18 protein-coding genes are annotated in these 19,994 nt (G+C 71.3%); 9 read left to right on the forward strand and 9 right to left on the reverse strand.

Annotated features, from left to right (window positions below; genetic code table 11):
- Positions 1-174: 174 nt before the first annotated feature.
- The 4 genes from ACIQOE_RS29340 to ACIQOE_RS29355 all read left to right on the forward strand — a co-directional run bounded on the left by ACIQOE_RS29340 (position 175) and on the right by ACIQOE_RS29355 (position 4,285).
- Positions 175-1,314, forward strand: coding sequence for a 5-(carboxyamino)imidazole ribonucleotide synthase (locus ACIQOE_RS29340; protein ID WP_362181380.1), 1,140 nt, complete (start codon positions 175-177; stop codon positions 1,312-1,314).
- The gene (gene purE / locus ACIQOE_RS29345; RefSeq protein WP_351935584.1) at positions 1,311-1,835 is read left to right on the forward strand and encodes a 5-(carboxyamino)imidazole ribonucleotide mutase; all 525 of its coding nucleotides are present in this window, start codon (positions 1,311-1,313) and stop codon (positions 1,833-1,835) included. The genes ACIQOE_RS29340 and purE overlap by 4 nt, the downstream gene beginning before the upstream one ends.
- Before the next feature lie 21 nt (positions 1,836-1,856).
- On the forward strand, positions 1,857-3,035 hold the full coding sequence (locus ACIQOE_RS29350; protein ID WP_365565229.1) for a dipeptidase: 1,179 nt from the start codon (positions 1,857-1,859) through the stop codon (positions 3,033-3,035).
- A gap of 155 nt (positions 3,036-3,190) precedes the next feature.
- Positions 3,191-4,285 carry a dipeptidase gene (locus ACIQOE_RS29355; RefSeq protein WP_365565226.1) on the forward strand — a complete coding sequence of 365 codons (1,095 nt, stop codon included), beginning with the start codon at positions 3,191-3,193 and terminating at the stop codon, positions 4,283-4,285.
- A 48-nt stretch (positions 4,286-4,333) separates the two neighbouring features.
- Here the strand turns inward: ACIQOE_RS29355 and ACIQOE_RS29360 are convergent, their stop codons facing one another.
- Positions 4,334-4,720, reverse strand: coding sequence for a VOC family protein (locus ACIQOE_RS29360; RefSeq protein ID WP_351320795.1), 387 nt, complete (start codon positions 4,718-4,720; stop codon positions 4,334-4,336).
- A 13-nt stretch (positions 4,721-4,733) separates the two neighbouring features.
- The gene (locus tag ACIQOE_RS29365; RefSeq protein ID WP_351320793.1) at positions 4,734-5,093 is read right to left on the reverse strand and encodes a VOC family protein; all 360 of its coding nucleotides are present in this window, start codon (positions 5,091-5,093) and stop codon (positions 4,734-4,736) included.
- 139 nt (positions 5,094-5,232) lie between these two features.
- Here ACIQOE_RS29365 and ACIQOE_RS29370 point away from each other — a divergent pair, with 139 nt between their 5' ends.
- Positions 5,233-5,739 carry a CGNR zinc finger domain-containing protein gene (locus tag ACIQOE_RS29370; protein WP_351320791.1) on the forward strand — a complete coding sequence of 169 codons (507 nt, stop codon included), beginning with the start codon at positions 5,233-5,235 and terminating at the stop codon, positions 5,737-5,739.
- A 118-nt stretch (positions 5,740-5,857) separates the two neighbouring features.
- Here the strand turns inward: ACIQOE_RS29370 and ACIQOE_RS29375 are convergent, their stop codons facing one another.
- Positions 5,858-7,201 carry a UDP-glucose/GDP-mannose dehydrogenase family protein gene (locus tag ACIQOE_RS29375; protein ID WP_351320789.1) on the reverse strand — a complete coding sequence of 448 codons (1,344 nt, stop codon included), beginning with the start codon at positions 7,199-7,201 and terminating at the stop codon, positions 5,858-5,860.
- A gap of 178 nt (positions 7,202-7,379) precedes the next feature.
- On the opposite strand from ACIQOE_RS29375, the gene ACIQOE_RS29380 reads away from it, so the two are divergent.
- Both ACIQOE_RS29380 and ACIQOE_RS29385 read left to right on the forward strand, forming a co-directional pair.
- On the forward strand, positions 7,380-8,537 hold the full coding sequence (locus tag ACIQOE_RS29380; protein WP_351935578.1) for an acyl-CoA dehydrogenase: 1,158 nt from the start codon (positions 7,380-7,382) through the stop codon (positions 8,535-8,537).
- A gap of 145 nt (positions 8,538-8,682) precedes the next feature.
- Complete coding sequence (locus ACIQOE_RS29385) at positions 8,683-9,048, forward strand: four-helix bundle copper-binding protein (protein ID WP_351329192.1); 366 nt, start codon at positions 8,683-8,685, stop codon at positions 9,046-9,048.
- Positions 9,049-9,112: 64 nt separating this feature from the next.
- Here ACIQOE_RS29385 and ACIQOE_RS29390 read toward each other — a convergent pair whose 3' ends face one another.
- Entirely contained in the window at positions 9,113-10,399 is a 1,287-nt protein-coding gene (locus tag ACIQOE_RS29390) for an LCP family protein (protein ID WP_365576115.1), read from the reverse strand.
- A 119-nt stretch (positions 10,400-10,518) separates the two neighbouring features.
- On the opposite strand from ACIQOE_RS29390, the gene ACIQOE_RS29395 reads away from it, so the two are divergent.
- A complete protein-coding gene (locus ACIQOE_RS29395; RefSeq protein ID WP_401414708.1) occupies positions 10,519-11,067 on the forward strand; it encodes an acyl-CoA thioesterase in 549 nt (182 codons plus the stop codon).
- Positions 11,068-11,226: 159 nt separating this feature from the next.
- On the opposite strand, the gene ACIQOE_RS29400 is transcribed toward ACIQOE_RS29395, so the two are convergent.
- The gene (locus ACIQOE_RS29400) at positions 11,227-12,609 is read right to left on the reverse strand and encodes an LCP family protein (RefSeq protein WP_401414710.1); all 1,383 of its coding nucleotides are present in this window, start codon (positions 12,607-12,609) and stop codon (positions 11,227-11,229) included.
- 249 nt (positions 12,610-12,858) lie between these two features.
- On the opposite strand from ACIQOE_RS29400, the gene ACIQOE_RS29405 reads away from it, so the two are divergent.
- Positions 12,859-13,893, forward strand: a complete 1,035-nt coding sequence (locus ACIQOE_RS29405) for a glycosyltransferase family 2 protein (protein ID WP_362644566.1) — start codon at positions 12,859-12,861, stop codon at positions 13,891-13,893.
- A 16-nt stretch (positions 13,894-13,909) separates the two neighbouring features.
- Here ACIQOE_RS29405 and ACIQOE_RS29410 read toward each other — a convergent pair whose 3' ends face one another.
- The 4 genes from ACIQOE_RS29410 to ACIQOE_RS29425 form a co-directional block, all read right to left on the reverse strand.
- The gene (locus ACIQOE_RS29410; RefSeq protein WP_401414747.1) at positions 13,910-15,502 is read right to left on the reverse strand and encodes an LCP family protein; all 1,593 of its coding nucleotides are present in this window, start codon (positions 15,500-15,502) and stop codon (positions 13,910-13,912) included.
- 242 nt (positions 15,503-15,744) lie between these two features.
- The gene (locus ACIQOE_RS29415; protein WP_351328982.1) at positions 15,745-17,475 is read right to left on the reverse strand and encodes an LCP family protein; all 1,731 of its coding nucleotides are present in this window, start codon (positions 17,473-17,475) and stop codon (positions 15,745-15,747) included.
- Between the two features lie 243 nt (positions 17,476-17,718).
- On the reverse strand, positions 17,719-18,831 hold the full coding sequence (locus ACIQOE_RS29420; protein ID WP_365565213.1) for an LCP family protein: 1,113 nt from the start codon (positions 18,829-18,831) through the stop codon (positions 17,719-17,721).
- A 317-nt stretch (positions 18,832-19,148) separates the two neighbouring features.
- Positions 19,149-19,904 carry a TIGR03089 family protein gene (locus tag ACIQOE_RS29425; RefSeq protein ID WP_362644574.1) on the reverse strand — a complete coding sequence of 252 codons (756 nt, stop codon included), beginning with the start codon at positions 19,902-19,904 and terminating at the stop codon, positions 19,149-19,151.
- Positions 19,905-19,994 lie beyond the last annotated feature (90 nt).

Consider the following 19,994-nt stretch of genomic DNA (forward strand, 5'->3'; position numbering starts at 1 on the left):
ACCCAGCCATGCTAACGATCCAGTATGTCCCATGCCCGTGGATGGCGACACAGGTCGGGAACAGCTTGGAAAGAACACCGGAAAAGCGGGTCAAGAGGCGGCGAAGCGGCCGGTAAGAGCCCTGGTCGCGACCGCCGGATCCGGCCAGGCCGGCGTGGCCGATACCCTGGGGGTGTGACGTTCCCGGTAGTCGGCATGGTCGGCGGGGGCCAGCTCGCGCGTATGACGCACGAAGCGGGCATCCCGTTGGGCATCAGGTTCAAGCTCCTCAGTGACACTCCCCAGGATTCCGCGGCCCAGGTCGTGAGCGATGTCGTCATCGGCGACTACCGCGACCTGGAGACGCTGCGCGCGTTCGCGCGCGGCTGCGACGTGATCACCTTCGACCACGAGCACGTGCCCACCGAGCACCTGCGGGCCCTGGAGGCGGACGGCATCCCCGTGCGCCCCGGCCCCGAGGCTCTGGTGCACGCCCAGGACAAGGGCGTGATGCGCGCGCGGCTCGACGCGATCGGCATCCCCTGCCCGCGCCACCGGATCGTGGCCGACCCGGAGGACGTGGTCCGGTTCGCGGCCGAGGGCGACGGCTTCCCCGTCGTCCTCAAGACGGTCCGCGGCGGCTACGACGGCAAGGGCGTGTGGGTCGTCGAGACGGCGGAGGAGGCCTCCGACCCGTTCCGGGCCGGGGTGCCCGTCCTCGCCGAGGAGAAGGTCGACTACGTCCGCGAACTCGCCGCCAACGTCGTGCGCTCCCCGCACGGCCAGGCCGTCGCCTACCCGGTGGTCGAGTCCCGGCAGGTGAACGGCGTCTGCGACACCGTGATCGCGCCCGCGCCCGACCTGGACGAGGACCTCGCCCTGCGGGCCGAGGAGATGGCGCTGCGGATCGCCAAGGAACTGGGCGTCGTCGGCCACCTCGCCGTCGAGCTGTTCCAGACCCGCGACGGCCGCATCCTCGTCAACGAACTGGCGATGCGCCCGCACAACTCCGGCCACTGGTCCCAGGACGGCGCGATCACCAGCCAGTTCGCCAACCACGTCCGCGCGGTCCTGGACCTCCCCCTCGGCGACCCGCGCCCGCGCGCGAAGTGGACGGTCATGGTCAACGTCCTCGGCGGCGACTACCCCGACATGTACTCCGCGTACCTGCACTGCATGGCCCGCGACCCCAGACTGAAGATCCACATGTACGGCAAGGACGTGAAGCCCGGCCGCAAGGTCGGTCATGTCAACACCTACGGCGACGACCTGGACGACGTTCTCGAACGCGCACGTCACGCTGCCGGCTACCTGAGAGGCACGATCACCGAATGAGCCCCGTTGTTGGCATCGTCATGGGTTCGGACTCCGACTGGCCCGTCATGGAAGCCGCCGCCAAGGCCCTCGACGAGTTCGAGATCGGGTACGAGGTCGACGTCGTCTCGGCCCACCGCATGCCGCGCGAGATGGTGACGTACGGCGAGCGGGCGGCGGAGCGCGGGCTGAAGGTGATCATCGCCGGTGCCGGGGGAGCGGCCCACCTCCCGGGCATGCTCGCCTCCGTCACCCCGCTGCCGGTCATCGGCGTACCGGTCCCGCTGAAGTACCTGGACGGCATGGACAGCCTGCTGTCGATCGTGCAGATGCCGGCCGGCGTCCCGGTCGCCACGGTCTCGGTCGCCGGCGCCCGCAACGCGGGCCTGCTGGCCGCCCGCATCCTCGCCACGCACGACGAGGAGCTGCTGCAGCGGATGCGGGACTTCCAGCAGGACCTCAACGACCAGGCGACCGAGAAGGGCAAGCGCCTGCGGTCCAAGGTCGACAGCGGTTCGAACAGCTTCGGCTTCGGCAAGTAGGACACCGGGAAGCAATACGCAATGACCTCATCCGACGAAGCCCGGTCCCTGCTGCGCGAGTTCCCGGTGGTCGACGGGCACAACGACCTGCCGTACGCGCTGCGCGAGCAGGTCCGCTACGACCTCGGCGCCCGTGACATCGCCGCGCACCAGAACGCGCACCTGCACACCGACATCCCGCGCCTGCGCGAGGGCGGGGTGGGGGCCCAGTTCTGGTCGGTGTACGTCCGCTCGGACCTGCCGGGCGCGGTCCCCGCCACCCTCGAACAGATCGACTGCGTACGGCAGCTGATCGCCCGTTACCCGGGCGACCTGCGGGCCGCGCTGACCGCCGCCGACATGGAGGCGGCACGCGCCGAGGGCAGGATCGCGTCCCTCATGGGCGCGGAGGGCGGCCACTCCATCGACAACTCGCTGGGCACCCTGCGCGCCCTGTACGAGCTGGGCGTGCGCTACATGACGCTCACCCACAACGACAACAACGACTGGGCGGACTCGGCGACGGACGAGCCGAAGGTGGGCGGCCTGTCCGCCTTCGGCCGCGAGGTGGTCCGGGAGATGAACCGCCTGGGCATGCTGGTGGACCTCTCCCACGTGGCCCCGGCGACCATGCGCGCGGCCCTGGACACCACGGCCGCGCCGGTGATCTTCTCGCACTCCTCCGCCCGTGCCGTCTGCGACCACCCGCGCAACATCCCGGACGACGTCCTCGAACGCCTCCCCGCCAACGGCGGCGTGGCCATGGTGACGTTCGTGCCCAAGTTCGTGCTGCAGGCGGCGGTCGACTGGACGGCGGCGGCCGACGACAACATGCGCGCGCACGGTTTCCACCACCTGGACACCGGCGAGGACGCGATGAAGATCCACCGCGCCTTCGAGGAGAGCCACCCCCGGCCGGTCGCGACGACCGCCACGGTCGCCGACCACCTCGACCACATGCGCGAGACCGCCGGCGTCGACCACATCGGCATCGGCGGCGACTACGACGGCACCGCCTTCACCCCGGACGGCCTGAACGACGTCTCCGGCTACCCCAACCTCATCGCCGAGCTCCTCGACCGCGGCTGGTCACGCGCCGACCTGGCCAAGCTCACCTGGCAGAACGCGGTCCGCGTCCTGGGCGCCGCGGAGGACGTGGCCCGGGACCTCCAGAACACCCGGGGGCCGTCGAACGCGACGATCGCCGACCTGGACGGCTGACGGTACCCGGGGGCGGGGCGGACCGGCACACCGGCCGCCCCGCCCCCGGTCGTACCCCCGAACGCCCCGTCCACCAGGAACCCTCCCGGTCGGCCGTGCGACGGTGGGCTACAGCCCCATCACGACGTAGCTCACGACGACGTACGGAGCCCGCAATGGCCGACCTCCACGACGTTCCCACCACGACCGAGGTCGGCGAGGACGACAGCCTCCCGTACGACCCGTTCCCCGTGGTGTCCGACACCGAGTTCCTGGCACAGGCCCACGTCCTGCTGGACGCGTACCCGGTCGCGGACGGCTACAGCGGGCTGCCGCGGGCGCTGGGACCGCTGCCCTGGTACGACCTGGAGCTGGGCGAGGCGGCCGTGGACACGGACGTGCCGCGGCTGCGCGAGGGGCACGTGGGCGCGCTGTTCTGGTCGCTCGACCTGCCGGACCCGGAGCACGGCGACCGGGCCGTGGGGGCCACCCTGGAGCAGCTGGACCTGGTGCGCCGGGTGGTCGAGACGCATCCCGAGGGCCTCCGGCTGGTGCGCACCGCCGGGCAGATCATCGACGCCCGCCACTGCGGCCGGGTCGCCGTGGTGCTCGGCCCGGCCCCCGCCGCCGCCATCCACGACTCGCTCGGCATCCTGCGGGTCCTGAACTCCCTCGGCCTCCGCGTCCTCTCGCTGGCCGGCGCCGGCTGGGCGGACCGGGAGGGGCTGACCCGGTTCGGCGAGGAAGTGGTCCGCGAGCTGAACCGGCTCGGCGTGCTCGCCGACCTGTCCGGCGCCCCCGAGGCCGTCCTCGCCCGGGTGCTCGCCCTGTCCAAGACGCCGGTCCTGTGCACCCGCTCCGCCGCGGCCGCCGTACGGCCGCACCCGGCCAACCTCTCCGACGCGCTGCTCGCGCAGCTCGGCGAGCAGCGGGGCCTGTGCATGGTGCCGCTGACCGCCGAGCAGTCCGGGCCGGGCGTGCAGGACGTCGCCGACCATCTCGACCACGTCCGCATCGTGGCCGGCCCCGAGTGCGTCGCGCTGTCCGGCAGCTACGACACCGGCGCCGCCCACCCCCGCGACCTCGCCGACGTCTCCCGCTACCCGCACCTGATCGCCGAACTCCTCAGGCGAAGCTGGTCCGAGACCGAGCTGTCCCTTCTGACCTGGGGAAACGTTCAGCGGGTGCTGCGCAGCGCCGATTTCACCGCCCGCGCCTCCCAGCGCCGCCGCGAGCCGATCCCGGGCAGACCGGCCGATCCGGAGGCATGAGAGGCATGACCCCGGCCGGCCGGCCCCACGGGCGGTCCCACGAGGTGGTCAGGGGATCCGGCACAGGCAGAAGGGATGTCCCGCCGGGTCGGCGTACACCTGGAAGTCCTTCTTCTCCCGGTCCTCCAGGTCCAGCGGCCGGGCCCCGAGCGCCAGCACCTTCTCGTGGGCCGCGTCGACGTCCGCCCAGGACGGCCCCGCGTCGAAGTCGAGATGGAGCTGCTGGCCGTTGCGGTCCGCCCGCGGCCACTCGGGCGGCGTGTGACCCGCCACCCGCTGGAAGCCGAGCCGCGGCCCGTCCGGCACCTGGAGGACGACCCACTCGTCGTCCTCCGCCACCGGGGTGCCCCCGGCCACGGCGGCGTAGAAGCGGGCCAGCGCGAGCGGGTCGGGACAGTCGAGAACTACGTTGCGCAGACGGGCGACGATCGCCACGGTTCCTCCCGGGTCAGCAGGCACAGAGACAGAACGGGTGCCCCGCCGGGTCGGCGTACACCCGGAACGTACGGTCCCGGTCCGCCGTGTCCAGCGGCCTGGCACCCGACTCCAGCACGCTCTTCTCGGCCGCGTCCAGGTCGTCCACCGTCAGGTCCAGGTGGAACTGCTGGGAGTCGTCGGGCGCGGGCCACTGGGGCGGCACGAAACCGGGCGCCCGCTGGAAGGCCAGCACCTGGCCGCCGGGCACCGTCAGGTCCACCCACTCCCCGTCCCCCTCGACGCTGCCGCCCAGCACGCCGGCGTAGAAGCCGGCGAGCGCGGAGGGGTCGGGGCAGTCCAGGACGACGGCACCGAGCTTGGCGAGAGCCATGACTTCCTCCTAGGAATCCGAGTCGCTTGTCGTTGCCGGTCACCCGTTACCCGTAGAGCCAGGCAACCGGTCACCGTTACCGCATACTCCCGCAGTGGAGGTAACCTCGCAAGGGAATGGGAAAGGGTGGCCAGCACGGATGAGTGAGAGATCGCCGGCGCCGGGCGGCCTGGCGCTGGTCGAGGCGCTGGTGAACACGCTCGACCTGGAGTCCGGCGCCGACGCGCTCGACACGCCGGACGGCAGGGCGCGCCTCGGCGTCACCGAGGACACGGTCCCGGCGGCGCGCGTGCTCCGCGAGTCGCTGCGCGCCACGCTCCTCGCCCACGCCGGCCACCCGCCCCACCGGGCGGTCATCCCGCTGGGCGACCTGCTCGCCGACGCGCCGTTGCGGGTCGCGGTGGACCCGGCCGACGGCTCGGCCGCCCTCGCCGCCGCCGACGAGGGCCCGCTGGTCTCCCGCGTCGCCGCCGCGATCGCCGCGGCCCTGGTCGAGGGCGCCTGGACCCGCCTCAAGGCGTGCGAGGCCGCCACCTGCCACTGGGCGTACTACGACCGCAGCCCGGCGGGCCGCGGCCGCTGGTGCTCGATGGAGGTGTGCGGGGCGCGCGCGAAGATGCGCCGGTACCGGGCCAAGGACAGGTAAGGCACCGGACGTTCGACGGCCGCACCTGTGCCGCGTGGTGCAGAATGCGACGAGACACCGGTTCGGCCGACTGAGCCTCGGCCGAACCGGTGTCGCCCGGACCTCCGCGGTACGGGCCCTAAGCGGTCGGACGCCCCATCGCGCGGTACGTCCACCCGGCCCGCCGCCAGGCCTCCGGCTCCAGCGCGTTGCGCCCGTCGAGGATCACCTTCGCCGAGGCCACCGCACCCAGCGCCGCCGGGTCCAGCTCCCGGAACTCCCGCCACTCGGTGAGGTGCAGCACCACATGCGCCCCCCGTACGGCCTCCAGCGCGGTCTTCGCGTAGCCGAGCGTCGGGAACAGCCGCCGGGCGTTGTCCATGCCCTTCGGGTCGTACACCGTCACCTGACCGCCCTGCAGATGGATCTGGCCGGCGACGTTCAGCGCCGGCGAGTCACGGACGTCGTCCGAGTCCGGCTTGAAGGCGGCGCCGAGCACCGCGACCCGCTTCCCGAGGAACGACCCGCTCCCCAGCGCCTCCCGGGCCATCTCGACCATCTGGCCCCGGCGCCGCATGTTGATCGAGTCGATCTCCCGCAGGAACGTCAGCGCCTGGTCGGCGCCCAGCTCGCCGGCGCGCGCCATGAACGCGCGGATGTCCTTGGGCAGGCAGCCGCCGCCGAAGCCGATCCCGGCGCGCAGGAACTTCTTCCCGATCCGGTCGTCGTGCCCGATCGCCTCGGCCAGCTTGGCCACGTCGCCGCCCGCGGCCTCGCACACCTCGGCCATCGCGTTGATGAAGGAGATCTTGGTCGCCAGGAAGGAGTTCGCGGACGTCTTCACCAGCTCGGCCGTCGGGAAGTCGGTCACCACGAACGGCGTGCCCTCGCCCACCGGCGTCGCGTACACCTCGCGCAGCACCTTCTCGGCCCGCTCCCCGCGCACGCCGACCACGATCCGGTCGGGGTGCAGGGTGTCCTGGACGGCGAAACCCTCCCGCAGGAACTCCGGGTTCCAGGCGAGTTCGGCGTCGGCGCCCGCGGGCGCGTTCTCGGCGAGGTAGGCGGCGAGCCGCTCCGCCGAACCGACCGGCACGGTCGACTTGCCGACCACCAGCGCGGGCCGGGTGAGGTGCGGGGCCAGCGAGGCGATCGCGGAGTCGACGTAGGACATGTCGCAGGCGTACTCGCCGTGCTTCTGCGGCGTGTTCACGCAGACGAAGTGGACGTCGCCGAACGCGCCCACCTCGGCCCAGTCGGTGGTGAACCGCAGCCGCCCGCTGGAGCCCTCGAAGCCCGCCACGTGCCGGCGCAGCAACTCGTCGAGGCCGGGCTCGTACATGGGGGTCTCGCCGCGCTCCAGCATGGCGATCTTCTCCGGTACGACGTCGAGGCCGAGCACCTCGAAGCCGAGTTCCGCCATGGCCGCGGCATGCGTGGCGCCGAGGTAACCGGTGCCGATCACAGTGATCTTGAGGCTCATGGAATGCTCCAGCTCGGGGACGTGGATGCTGCTGCGGGGCCGAGCATAACCGGGCCCTGTCGCGGGCAACTTTCCCGCTGTCGCGTACCTCACGTCACCGTTCCGTGGGCCGCGCTCTAAACTTTGAGTTACTTAACAGTAATTAGCGTCAGCACCACTGCGTCTGGAGTGAGGGACCTTGGCCGGATCGGCTGACTTCGACCTGTACCGCCCGTCCGAGGAGCACGACATGCTCCGCGACGTCGTCCGCGCGCTGGTCGAGGCGAAGATCGCCCCGTACGCGGCCGCGGTGGACGAGGAGGCCCGCTTCCCGCAGGAGGCGCTCGACGCGCTGGTCGCCAACGACCTGCACGCCGTGCACGTCCCCGAGGAGTACGGCGGCGCCGGCGCGGACGCGCTCGCCACCGTCATCGTGATCGAGGAGGTGGCCCGCGCCTGCGTCTCCTCCTCTCTGATCCCGGCCGTGAACAAGCTGGGCTCGCTCCCGGTGGTCCTCTCCGGCTCCGAGGACCTGAAGAAGAAGTACCTGGCGCCGCTGGCCAAGGGCGACGCGATGTTCTCGTACGCCCTCTCCGAGCCGGAGGCGGGCTCCGACGCGGCCGGCATGCGGACGAAGGCGGTCCGCGACGGCGACCACTACGTCCTCAACGGCGTGAAGCGCTGGATCACCAACGCCGGCGTCTCCGAGTACTACACGGTGATGGCCGTCACCGACCCCGACAAGCGCTCCAAGGGCATCTCCGCCTTCGTGGTGGAGAAGTCGGACGAGGGCGTCTCCTTCGGCGCCCCGGAGAAGAAGCTCGGCATCAAGGGCTCGCCGACCCGCGAGGTCTACTTCGACAACGTCCGCATCCCCGCCGACCGCATGATCGGCGCCGAGGGCACCGGCTTCGCCACGGCGATGAAGACCCTGGACCACACCCGCATCACCATCGCCGCCCAGGCCCTCGGTGTCGCGCAGGGCGCCCTCGACTACGCCAAGGGCTACGTCCAGGAGCGCAAGCAGTTCGGCAAGCCGATCGGCGACTTCCAGGGCATCCAGTTCATGCTCGCCGACATGGCCATGAAGATCGCGGCGGCCCGCGCACTCACCTACCAGGCCGCGGCCGCCTCCGAGCGCGGCGACGCCGACCTCACCTTCCAGGGCGCGGCGGCGAAGTGCTTCGCCTCCGACACCGCGATGGAGGTCACCACGGACGCCGTCCAGCTCCTCGGCGGCTACGGCTACACCCGCGACTACCCGGTCGAGCGCATGATGCGTGACGCCAAGATCACGCAGATCTACGAGGGCACCAACCAGGTCCAGCGGATCGTGATGGCGCGGAACCTGCCGTAACTCCGCGGGGAATCCACCCGGAAGGCGCCCTGCGGGGCGCCTTTTCCGGTTCCGCCGCCGAATGGCGCTACCGATGGGTCGGGCTTAGGAACGAAGACGAACGGGGCCTGCCCCGGGCCCTTCCCCCCACCCCCCTGGAGGAGCCATGACCCAGACCGGACCCATGACGGCCATGACCAAGCAGATGCAGGAGTGCGTCAACGCGTGCATGGCCACCCACACGATGTGCGAGGAGACCCTCAGCTCCTGCATGTCCATGGAGGCCGGCCAGGCCCACATGCGGATCATGCGCGCGCTGATGGACTGCTCCGAGATGACCCGGATGTGCGCCGACATGATGATGCGGCGCTCGCCGCTCTCCGCCGAGATGTGCGCGATGTGCGCCAAGGCCTGCGACATGTGCGTCGAGGCGTGTATGTCCATGCCCGACGATCCGCAGCTGAAGCGCTGCGCGGACGCGTGTCGCCGCTGCGCCGAGATGTGCCGCGCGATGGCGGGCGCGTCCATGTGACACCCCGCTGAAACGGCGTCAGGGGCACCCACGGGGGTGCCCCTGGAACCGCGTACGGCCGGTGTCAGTTTCCGGTGACGGTGACCTTCTGGTCGTTCTTCAGCTCGTCGACCAGGGTCTTGACCTTCGCCTTGTCCCAGACGAGGTTGCCGCCCGTCGAACCGGAGACCGGCATGTTCATCGAGGTGCCGTCGCCGCCGTTGACGTCCTTCATCGCGAAGAACATCGACGCCAGGTCCCACAGGCTCATGTCCTTGTCGACGGTCAGGGAGTCCAGGCCCGCGCCGAGGGTCGGGTAGAGCTTGAACGGGTTCAGGACCGTCGAGGGAGTGGCCACCTGGTGGGCCAGGGCCGCCAGGAACTTCTGCTGGTTCTTGGTGCGCTGGAGGTCGGACGCGGCGAAGGCGTGCCGGGTGCGGACGAAGGCGAGGGCCTGCTCGCCGTTCAGGGTCTGCTTGCCCGCCTTGAAGTCGGCGCCCGAGTACTTGTCCTTGAAGCCCTTGTCGATGTCGATCGTGACCCCGCCGACCGCGTCCACGATGTCCGCGAAGCCGGCGAAGCCGATCTCCACGTAGTGGTCTATGCGCAGTCCGGTGTTGAACTCGACCGTGCGCACGAGCAGGGTCGGGCCGTCCTCGGCGTAGGCCGCGTTCAGCTTCGTGTGCCGGCCGGTGCCCTGGTAGACCTTGCCGGACGTGGACCCCTGGTACGAGGGGATCTCCACGTCGGAGTCGCGGGGCAGGGAGACGAGCGTGTCGCCGTTGTCGCCGACGTGCAGGATCATCATCGAGTCGGTGCGCTGGCCCTCGGCCGACCCCGTGTGCAGCTTCTTCTTCTCGTCGTCCGACATGCCCTTGCGGCTGTCGGAACCCACGATCAGATAGTTGGTGCCGGAACCGGCCGACGGACGGTCGATGACCTTCGACAGGTCGACGTCCCTGTGCAGCTTGGAGTCGGCCCAGAAATAGGTCGACACCGATGTGACGATGAGCACGCTCAGGACGACGATCGCGGTCCACTTGATCCGCTTGCGCCAGTTCGGAGCCGGCCGCGGCCCGCGCTCACGGCTGCCGCCGGGTCCTCCGCCCCCGGGGCCGCCGCCGTAGACATGGCCGGTGTTGTAGCCGCTGTCGTACCCGGAGCCGTCGTCGTAGTCGTTGCCGTACGCCGGCTGCTGCGGGACGCCGGCGTAGCCGCCGCCCTGCTGCGGCCCGCCGTACGGCGGCGCCGACTGCTCTCCGCGCCGCACCTGGCGCATCACGCGGGCGCCCTCAGGCTGCGCGCTTGCGCTACCGCGTCCGTACCGGTCGCCGCGGTTGTCGTTCGACCGTCCCTGGGGCCATTCGCTCATGGGCCCCAGTGTGCAGGCAGCGCCCGTACCTCTTACAAGGGTCGTCGGGAAATCAGGGCACCGCTGTTGCGAACCCGACACAAATTCCGTGATGGTCACTTCGGCATAAGGTGGGGGCCATGACAGACCAGGCCCCCGAGGCGGAGTCCGATATTCCCGGCAAGCCGACGTCCGCCTCCCGGACCACGCTCAGCCACATCATGACCCACGGCGACACCAACCTCCTCGGTACGGTGCACGGCGGCGTGATCATGAAACTTGTGGACGACGCGGCGGGCGCGGTCGCCGGGCGCCACTCGGGCGGCCCCGCCGTCACCGCCTCCATGGACGAGATGGCGTTCCTGGAGCCGGTCAGGGTCGGCGACCTGGTCCACGTCAAGGCGCAGGTCAACTGGACCGGCCACACGTCCATGGAAGTGGGCGTACGGGTTCTCGCCGAGCGCTGGAACGAGTCGACCCCCGCCACCCAGGTCGGCTCGGCCTACCTGGTCTTCGCGGCGGTCGACGCCGACGGCAAGCCCCGCCGGGTGCCGCCGGTGGTCCCGGAGACCGACCGGGACCGGCGCCGCTACCAGGAGGCCCAGATCCGCCGGACCCACCGGCTGGCGAGGCGCCGCGAGATACGCGAGCTGCGCGAGCGGCGGCTTGCGGAGGGCTTCGAGAACTAGGCGCGGGCGCCGGGCCGCTGTTCGTCCGCGGGCCGGTGGGGGCCGTTCGCGCAGTTCCCCGCGCCCCTGGAAGCAGGGCGCTGCGCGAACGCCGCTGAAGGGGGGGGCGCGGGGAACTGCGCGACTAGCCCCCACCGGCCCGCAGGTGGGACGAGACGCTCAGCAGACCGTCTCGTCGCCCCGGATCACCGTCGTCCCACCCTGCGGCGCCGGCGCCTCGACCCGTACCTTGCGGACACTCGCCGGCCCCTTGAAGTCCGCCCCGGTCGTCACCCGCAGCACCGGACCCATCCCCTTCACCGCCACCAGCTCGCTCCCCGGCAGGGCCGTCGCGAGCGAGCGGGCCGAGCGGTCCCAGCGCGGGTCGTAGGAGATCACCGTCCGCCGCACGTCGTGCCGGGCGGCCGTCACCGGCTGGTGGTTCGCCGCGAACCCCGCCGCCGTGAGCGCCGCGTCCATCTGCCGGCCGAGTCCCGCCGTCGCCGTGCCGTTTTCCACCTGCACCCGGATCTGCTCCGGCGCCACCTCCACGGTGGCCTGCTTCGGGCCGGCGGGCCGCTTGGGCGCCGGCGGCGCCAGCGGCTTGTCCTCGCGCAGGGACTGGAACAGCCGTTCCGACCCGGCCGGGTCCCACTTCAGCGTCGAGCCGATGCCCTTCACCGCGTATCCCAGCTGCCCGATCGGGACGGTCGTGAACTCGGACGAGGACGGGGAGAAGTTCCGCATCGCCCGGCCGAGGTCCAGCAGCTCGTCGGTGCCGAATCCCGTGTCGGCCCGTACCGAGCCCAGCACGGCCCGCGTCACGTCCCGGAACTTGATCGGGTTCAGCAGCACCCCCGAGGAGGACGCCCGCTCGATCAGCGAGGCCAGGAACCGCTGCTGCCGTTTCATCCGGCCGAGGTCGCTCGCCGCGTCGACGTGCCGGGAGCGGACGTACTGCAGGGCCTGCCCGCCGTTCAGCGTGTGCGTGCCCGCGGCCAGGTCGAGGCCGGTGTAGGAGTCCTTCAGCGGCTGGGGCGTGCAGATCCGGACCCCGCCGAGCACGTCGACGGTCCGCATGAAGGTGATGAAGTCGACCTCCAGGTAGTGGTCGATCTTCAGGTGGGTCATGTCCTCGACGGTGCGGACGGTCAGCTGCGGGCCGCCCTCCGCGTAGGCCGCGTTCAGTTTGATCGGGTGGGCGGCGTGCGCCCGGCCCGTCGTGGCGTCGGTGTGCGGCGGCACCTCGGCGTACGAGTCGCGCGGCAGGCTGACGACCGTCGCCCGCTCCCGGTCCGCCGAGATGTGCACGATCATCATCGTGTCCGTGCAGTGGCAGGGCGCCCCGCCGAGCCGGTACTTCCGCCGTTCATGCTCCGTGATCTTGTCGCGGCCGTCGGTGCCGACCAGCAGGACGTTCATGCCGTTGCCCTGCCGGGGCCGGTTCTTCATGTCCTTGAACGGGTCGACCCGGGCGATGTCGGCGTCGAGGCTGGCCATCACGGAGTGCCCGATCCCGGCCGACGCCAGCACCACCACCGAGAGTGTGGTCACGGCCCGCATGGCCCAGCGCGGCCGCCGGGGCCTCGCGGGTCGTACCGGCGGCCGCGGGGCCTGACGGGTGGGTTGCGGTCGTCGCCGCGGCCGGGCGGGCCGGGCGGGGGACCGGGGCGGGCTGGCGGCCAAAGGACACCTCCGGACGAGGCCGTACGTGGGATCCGTGAGCACGGTAGGCCGATACGACCTTCAGCCCGCCGCTTGGCACCGGCGGCGCGCACCGGTGTCCCCCGTTCGCGGTAACGTGAGCCCCCTATGAACGCCAAGCCCGACGTGCGGCATCCCGCAGTTTCCGTGATCATGCCCGTCCTCAACGAGGAGCGGCACCTGCGCGGGTCCGTCCAAGCGATCCTCGCGCAGGAGTACGCCGGCGAGCTGGAGGTCGTCATCGCCCTCGGTCCGTCCACGGACCGCACGGACGAGATCGCCGCACAGCTCGTGGCCGAAGACCCCCGCGTGCACACCGTCCCGAACCCGACCGGCCGCACCCCGGCCGCGCTGAACGCCGCGATCAAGGCCTCCCGGCATCCGGTCGTGGTGCGCGTGGACGGCCACGGCATGCTCTCCCCGAACTACATCGCGACCGCCGTACGCCTGCTGGCGGAGACCGGCGCGCAGAACGTCGGCGGCATCATGCACGCCGAGGGCGAGAACGCCTGGGAGCACGCGGTCGCGGCGGCCATGACCTCGAAGATCGGCGTCGGCAACGCCGCCTTCCACACGGGCGGCGAGGCCGGTCCCGCCGAGACCGTGTACCTCGGTGTCTTCCGCCGCGAGGCCCTGGAGCAACAGGGCGGCTACAACGAGGAGTTCATCCGGGCCCAGGACTGGGAGCTGAACTTCCGGATCCGCGAGGCCGGCGGGCTGATCTGGTTCTCGCCGGAGCTGCGGGTGTCCTACCGGCCGCGCCCGTCGGTGAAGGCGCTCGCCAAGCAGTACAAGGACTACGGCCGGTGGCGGCACGTCGTCGCCCGCTACCACGAGGGCTCCATCAACCTGCGCTACCTCGCCCCGCCGGCCGCGGTGTGCGCGATAGCCGCCGGCATCGTCGTCGGCGCCCTGGTCACCCCGTTCGCCCTGGTGATCCCTGGCGGCTACCTCGCGGCGATCGTCGCCGGGTCGCTGCCGGCCGGCAAGGGGCTGCCCCTCACGGCCCGGCTCCGGATCCCGGTCGCCCTCGCCACCATGCACATGTCGTGGGGATACGGCTTCCTGACCAGCCCCAGGTCGCTGGCGAAGCGGGTCATCGCGTCCCGGCGTCCCGCGGTGCTCAGCCCGACCTCGAACTGAGCACCGCCCCCACGGGCTACCAGCGGTAGGGCGCGTACACGTCCATGCACTGCTTGGTGTCCGAGCCGTTGATGGCGTCGGAGTTGTCGGGCAGGTCGCCGGCCTTCGGCGCCGACTGCTTGGGATACGCGGTCCCTTCGCGCCAGTCGGCACCCACGAGCAGCGTGACCCCCGACACGTCGGTGGTCTGCTGCACCTGGCCGACCGGGATCCCCAGCGCCTTGGCGACCGCCTGGGCGTCGCCGCGCAGGTCCGCGCTCGGATACTCCACGACCGTCTTCTCCACGGACTCGACGCCACCGGAGGTGTCCGCCGCCGCCCTGGTGTAGCCCTTCGTGCCGAGTTCCGTGGCCAGCGTCCGGGCCCGGCCGGAGACCGCGGCCCGGGTGGAGCTCCCGGTGGCGTTCCGCACCAGCACCCCGAGCCGGTCGGCGGTGACGGAGGGCTCCGCGGTCGCCGCGGCGGGCGCGGTGCTCTTCTTCTTGTCCCCTTCGGCGTCGCCGTTCTTGTCGAACGGCACGTCGTCGCGGAGCATCTGCCACATCTTGTCGGCGTTGGCGGTGTCGGGCACCACGTGGTCGCCGTTCTGCGGGTCCGGCACGTTCGGCATGGTCACGCTGGTGATGCGGTCGGTCGGCACCGACTTCAGCTGCATGCCCAGGTCGTACAGCTTCTTGACGGTGCCTATCTCCTCGGACACCGTCAGCGAGTTCGTGGCCGCCTCCGCGAGGCCCATCAGGCGCGGGGTGTCGGTGAAGACGTTCTGTCCCTTGAGCGTCCGGATCATCGAGTTCAGGTACATGTGCTGGGCGCGGGCCCGCATCAGGTCGCTGCCCCAGGCGTGCCGGGTGCGCAGCCACTGCAGGGCCTGCTTGCCCTGCACCTTGTGGGTGCCGGCGGTCAGCTTCAGCCCGGAGCCGCCGGGCACCGCCGCCGTCGGGTGGTCCGACACGTTCTGCTTGACGCACACCTCGACCCCGCCGATGGCGTCGGCCATCTTCACCACGCCGGCGAAGTCGATCGTCATCCAGTGGTCGATGTAGACGCCGGTGAGGTTCTCCCAGGTGGCCAGCGTGCACCCGGCGCCGCCGCGCGCCAGCGACTCGTTGATGATGCCGTTGGTCGCCGGGAACACCTTGCCGGTCTGCGGGTCCTTGCACTTGGGTATGTCGACGCGGGTGTCCCGCGGGATGCTCACCATCGACGCGCTCTTGCGGTCCGCGGACAGGTGGATGAGCATCTGGACGTCGCCGAGCGGCGGGTTGCCCACGTTGTCCTTGCTGCCGCCGAGCTTCACGTTCTCCGCGGAGTTACGGCTGTCGGAGCCGATCAGCAGGATGTTCATCGGCGTTTCCCCGGCCGAGTTCGGCGCGGTCCGCCGGGCCTTGGAGTCGCCGCTGCTGCGCTCGCCCTTGTGGATGTTGCCGTTCAGGTGCTCGTAGTAGAGGTAACCGGCCCCGGCCGTGCCGAGGACCACCAGCGACACCGCGGCCGCCGACCAGCGCAGCACACGCCGTCCGCGTCCGCGCCCGCCGCCGCCCGGCTCCGTCGGACCGCTCGGTCCTTCCGGCCCGCCGGGGGTCCCGGATGCCTTCGGTGCGAGGGACATCGTGTCCTCGACCGCGGGCACGTCCCTCCGCACGTCGCTCTGCGTCAACTCCCAGCCCTCCCCGCCCTGCGCACTCCCGCGCACCGGCCCGTCGCCGACGCCCCCCATCGGACGCTCCACGGACCACACGGGTCCGCCCCGCGCCCGGTTAGACGCGCGACGGACCCATAGGGTTACCTGCTAATTTGCTGTGACTTGGTGTCATCGGGGAGTGGCTCCCCGCAACCGGACGCCGGATGCCGCTACTTGGCGCAGGTCACCTTGTCCGCAGTGGTCTTGCTGTCCACTTCCGGCGCCTTTGTCGGAGTGGTGAGGGGTACCCCCGCCCCCTGGAAGTCCTTGCCCAGCGTCAGGGTCATCGCGGGCACTCCCTGGGAGTTGGTCACGCTCTTGCCGGGCTTGAGCGCCGAGCCGGACAGCCCCATCAGCGAGGCCAGTTCACGTGCCTGGTCGGCCTGGTCCGGGGCGTACTCCAGGGTGGTCCTGGCGAGCGGCGCGGGCGCGTTGCCGGCGTTCTCCGACTTGAGGACGCCCTGATCGTTCTGCAGCCAGCTGAGGGTCTCCTGGGCGCTGCCGGGGGGCGCCCCGCCGTTGAGGATCCGCACCCGCACCGCGGAGGCCTCCGACTTGGCGCCCTCCAGACGGGCGGCCGCCGCGTCCTTGCTGGCCTGCGCCTGCTTCTTCTTGACCGCGGTGAAGGAGACGTCGTCCTTGATGGCCGCGAAGACCGGCGGCGCCTTCGTGTCGTTGAGCACGACGGTCGCCTTGACCTTCTCGGCCGGGTTGTCGATGACCGGGACGGTGGTGAAGGTCAGGTTCTTCGGGTTGAGCTTGCCGAGTTCCAGACCCAGGTCCTTCAGCTTGCCGATGCTGTCCAGCTGGGAGTCGACGGTCAGCGCCTTGGTGCCGACCTCGGCCAGCTTCAGCAGCTTGGTCGGGCTGCTGAGCGTCGAGTTGGAGCTGAGCTTGCGCATCAGGGCGCTGAGGAACTGCTGCTGGAGCTGGATCCGGCTGAGGTCGCCGCCGAAGCCGACCGAGTGCCGGGTGCGCACGAAGGCCAGCGCGGTCTCGCCGGAGATGCTGTGGGTGCCCTTGGACAGCTTCAGGTGCGAGTCCGAGTCGTCGATGTCCTTGGCCAGGCACACGTCGACCCCGCCGACCGCGTCGGTCAGCGTCTTGACCGCGTTGAAGTCGGCCACCATGAAGTTGTCCGGCTTGATTCCGGTCAGCTCCGTCACCGTGCGCACGGTGCAGCTGGCCGTGCGGCCGTCCTGGCCGAGGCTGGTGTTGAAGCGGACGTCGGCGGTGCCCGGGATGACCTTCTGGCTGCCGTCGGCCTGTTCGGTCGGGCAGTCCGGTACGTCCACGATCAGGTCGCGCGGGATGCTCAACGCGGTCGCGTTGGAACGGTCCTTGGAGATGTGCAGCAGGATGTTGGTGTCGGCGTGCCCGACGCTGCCCGCGTCGCCGTACCCCTCGTTGCCCTTGCCGGTGCGCTTGTCGGTGCCGATCACCAGCAGGTTGATCGCCTTGTCCTTGCTGAAGCCACCGGTGCTCGCGCCGTCGTCGGAGACGGACGTGATGTTGTCGTTGAGGTGCTTCACGTACAGGTAGCCGGCGGCCGAGGCGACGACCAGCACGAGGGCCATCGAACCGCCGGTCCACAGCAGTACCTTCTTGGCCTTCGACTTCTTCTTCACCGGCCGCCGTGAGCGCCGCCCGGCCGGCGGCTCCGGCTCGCCGCGCCGCCTGCGCTGCCCCGGGACCTGTGCCGCGGCCTCGCGGCCCGCGGTCTCCCGCGGCGCGTCCGCGTCCGCACCGGTGCGCGGTGCCTGCGGCCGGCGCGGTCCAGGGACCGACGACTGCGGTGCGGAAGCGGTCAGTCGCAGTTCGTATTCGCCGGTGTCCGGATTGAGTACCCACTGGTCTGCGGGATCGATGTTGTCCGCCCGCCCACGGCCTTGCGCGTCCACGGTTGTCCGAATCCTCCGTCGGGGCCACGCGGCGCCCTTCCCCCCACCAGGGCGCTCGGTCACGGTCAAGAGTGCACGACCCCAGGACAGACCTCGCGGCCGGGTGCACCGGAGGGCTCACACTATCCGCCCGGTTCGGCGTCGAGTGACGCCAGTGACAAATTCGTCGTCCCTACAACTGGGCAATCCGCCGCATTTAACTGACAACGAACGACGCCGAAGTTCGCCGCCTTGGCTGGTGCTTTACCCGCAACTGTCCTCGGCGGCGGTGTTCCCGCGGAACCCGGACGACTCGGAGGTGCCGCTCTTCTTGGTGACCGGCACGGGTTTGTCGGCCCGCAGCAGCCCGAAGAGCGAGTCCGCCCTGCCCGCCACGAGCTGGTCGCGGTTGGAGTCGTAGACGTACGGCTCGCGCGGAACGGTGAGGAACTGCACCTGTTCGGTGGGGATGTCACGCAGCCCGCGCACGAGTTGGTACAGACCCCGCAGACTCGCCAGCTCCGGGTCGGTGGTGAGCGCGGAGGTCGCCGCGTCCAGCAGCGGGTAGAGCTTCGCCGGGTTCAGCAGTACGTCAGTGCCCCGCACCTTGTTGACGAGCGCCCCCAGGAACAGCTGCTGCCGCTCCATGCGCTCGGTGTCGCTGCCGTTGCCGAGCGACTTGCGCGCCCGTACGTATCCCAGCGCCTGCTCCCCGTCGAGGGTGACCCGGCCCGCGGGCAGCCGCAGTTTGGCCGCCTTGTCGTCGATCGGCTCCTTCAGGCAGACCTGCACCCCGTCGATCGAGTCGACCATGTTCTTGAACCCGTTGAAGTCGACGACGACGTGGTGGTCGATCCGGATGTCGGTGAGCTTCTCGACGGTACGGATGGTGCAGGCCGAACCCCCGACCTCGAACGCCGAGTTGAACAGCGTGAACGAGGGCTCGCTGCGGTGGCCGTCGCCCTGCAGGCAGCTCGGCACGTGCACCATCAGGTCCCGGGGCAGGGAGACGGCGGTGGCGCTGCGCCGGTCGGCGGCCAGGTGCAGCAGGATCGTGGTGTCGGACCGCTCGGTGCCCATGTCCTTGCCGTACCGGCCGTTCCCGGCCCCGGCGCGGGTGTCCGACCCGATGAGGAGGATGTTCTGCGCGCCGCTCACCAGCGCGGTGGGACGCTCCCGCTCGTAGCGGGCGAGTTCGGCGGCGGCCGCCTCGTCGGGCGTGATGTTGTCGCTGAGCCGGTCGTAGAGCACCCAGCCGCAGGCGAGGGCGGTGGAGGCGAGCAGCCCGGCGGCCACCGCCGCCCCCGTCAGCAGGCGCCGCCGCCGACGCCGGGCAACACCGTCCCCGGTCGCGGTGGCCCCTCCGGCATCGGTCACCCCTCCAGAGTGCCCGCCCCCACCCCCGACGACCCCGCCCAACTAAGCCACCAGAGTGACCCCACCCACCCTCCTCAGGGCCGCGAGGAACGGCGCAACAAGCCCCCACCCACCGGCACCCAACAAGGACGCGCCAGCCACCCCTCCCTCAGGGGCGCGGGGAACTGCGCGACAAACCCCCACCCACTGGCACCCGACAAGGACGCGCCAGCCACCCCCCCTCTCAGGGGCGCGGGGAACTGCGCGACAAGCCCCCACTCACCCGCACCCGGTGAACAACGCGACCCCCCGCCCCCCGCCCCCCGCCGGAGGCCCCGTCAGCGAACCGTAGCCGTCACCCGCTCACTCTCGATCCGCTTCGCAACCCCTTCCTCACCCAACTCCGCCAGATGCCGGCACAGCACCACCGACCCCCCGACCGCGAGCGGCGCGTACAGACCCGCGCTCAGCCCCTCCCACGTGTCGAACCCCCGCCCCGACAGCAGCCGCGACCCCGGCCCGGTCAGATCCAGCCCCGGCGCGTCCCCCAGCGCCCGCTCCACCACCTCGGCCCCGCTCAGCTCCGCCCCGGCCACGATCAGCGCCGGCGCCTCCGGATCGACGGGCGCGAACGGGGCGAACCGGTCGCCCTGGCTCGGCACCTCCACCGCGTAGTCGGCGAACCCGTCCGGGACCACCGGGAAGCGCCCGCCCAGCGGCCGCAGCGCGAGCGCGATCCGCTCCCCGCGGCAGGCGCGCGCCGCCTCCAGCGAGTCCGGGCCGCTCACCACCACGTCGGCGGCCGCCGGATCCCCGCCCACGTCGGCCACCGCGCCCACCGACGCGCAGGCGAGCAGCCAGGCCGCCGTCTGCCAGTGCGCGGGCAGCAGCAGGGCCACCCGGTCACCGGGGCCGGCCGCCAGGTCGCCCTGGAGCAGGTTCGCCGTCTTGGCCACCCAATTGGCGAAGGTGGCCACGGACAATTCGACACGTTCGCCCGTGGCGTCGTCGTAGAAGGTCACCAGGGGGCGTCCGGGATCCGCGGCGAGCGCGGAACGCAGCAGGTCGGCAGGGGTGCGATCGGTGGCGTTCACCCGGGCAAGCGTACGCGGCGGCCGGCGCCCGCACCGGCCGGCGGGGCCACCGGTTCGGCGCAATCGCCTCCGACGGACCGTCAGGCCCGC

Origin of the sequence: Streptomyces sp. NPDC091282 (assembly GCF_044757385.1) — a bacterium.
In the GTDB taxonomy this organism is placed as follows: domain Bacteria; phylum Actinomycetota; class Actinomycetes; order Streptomycetales; family Streptomycetaceae; genus Streptomyces; species Streptomyces gramineus.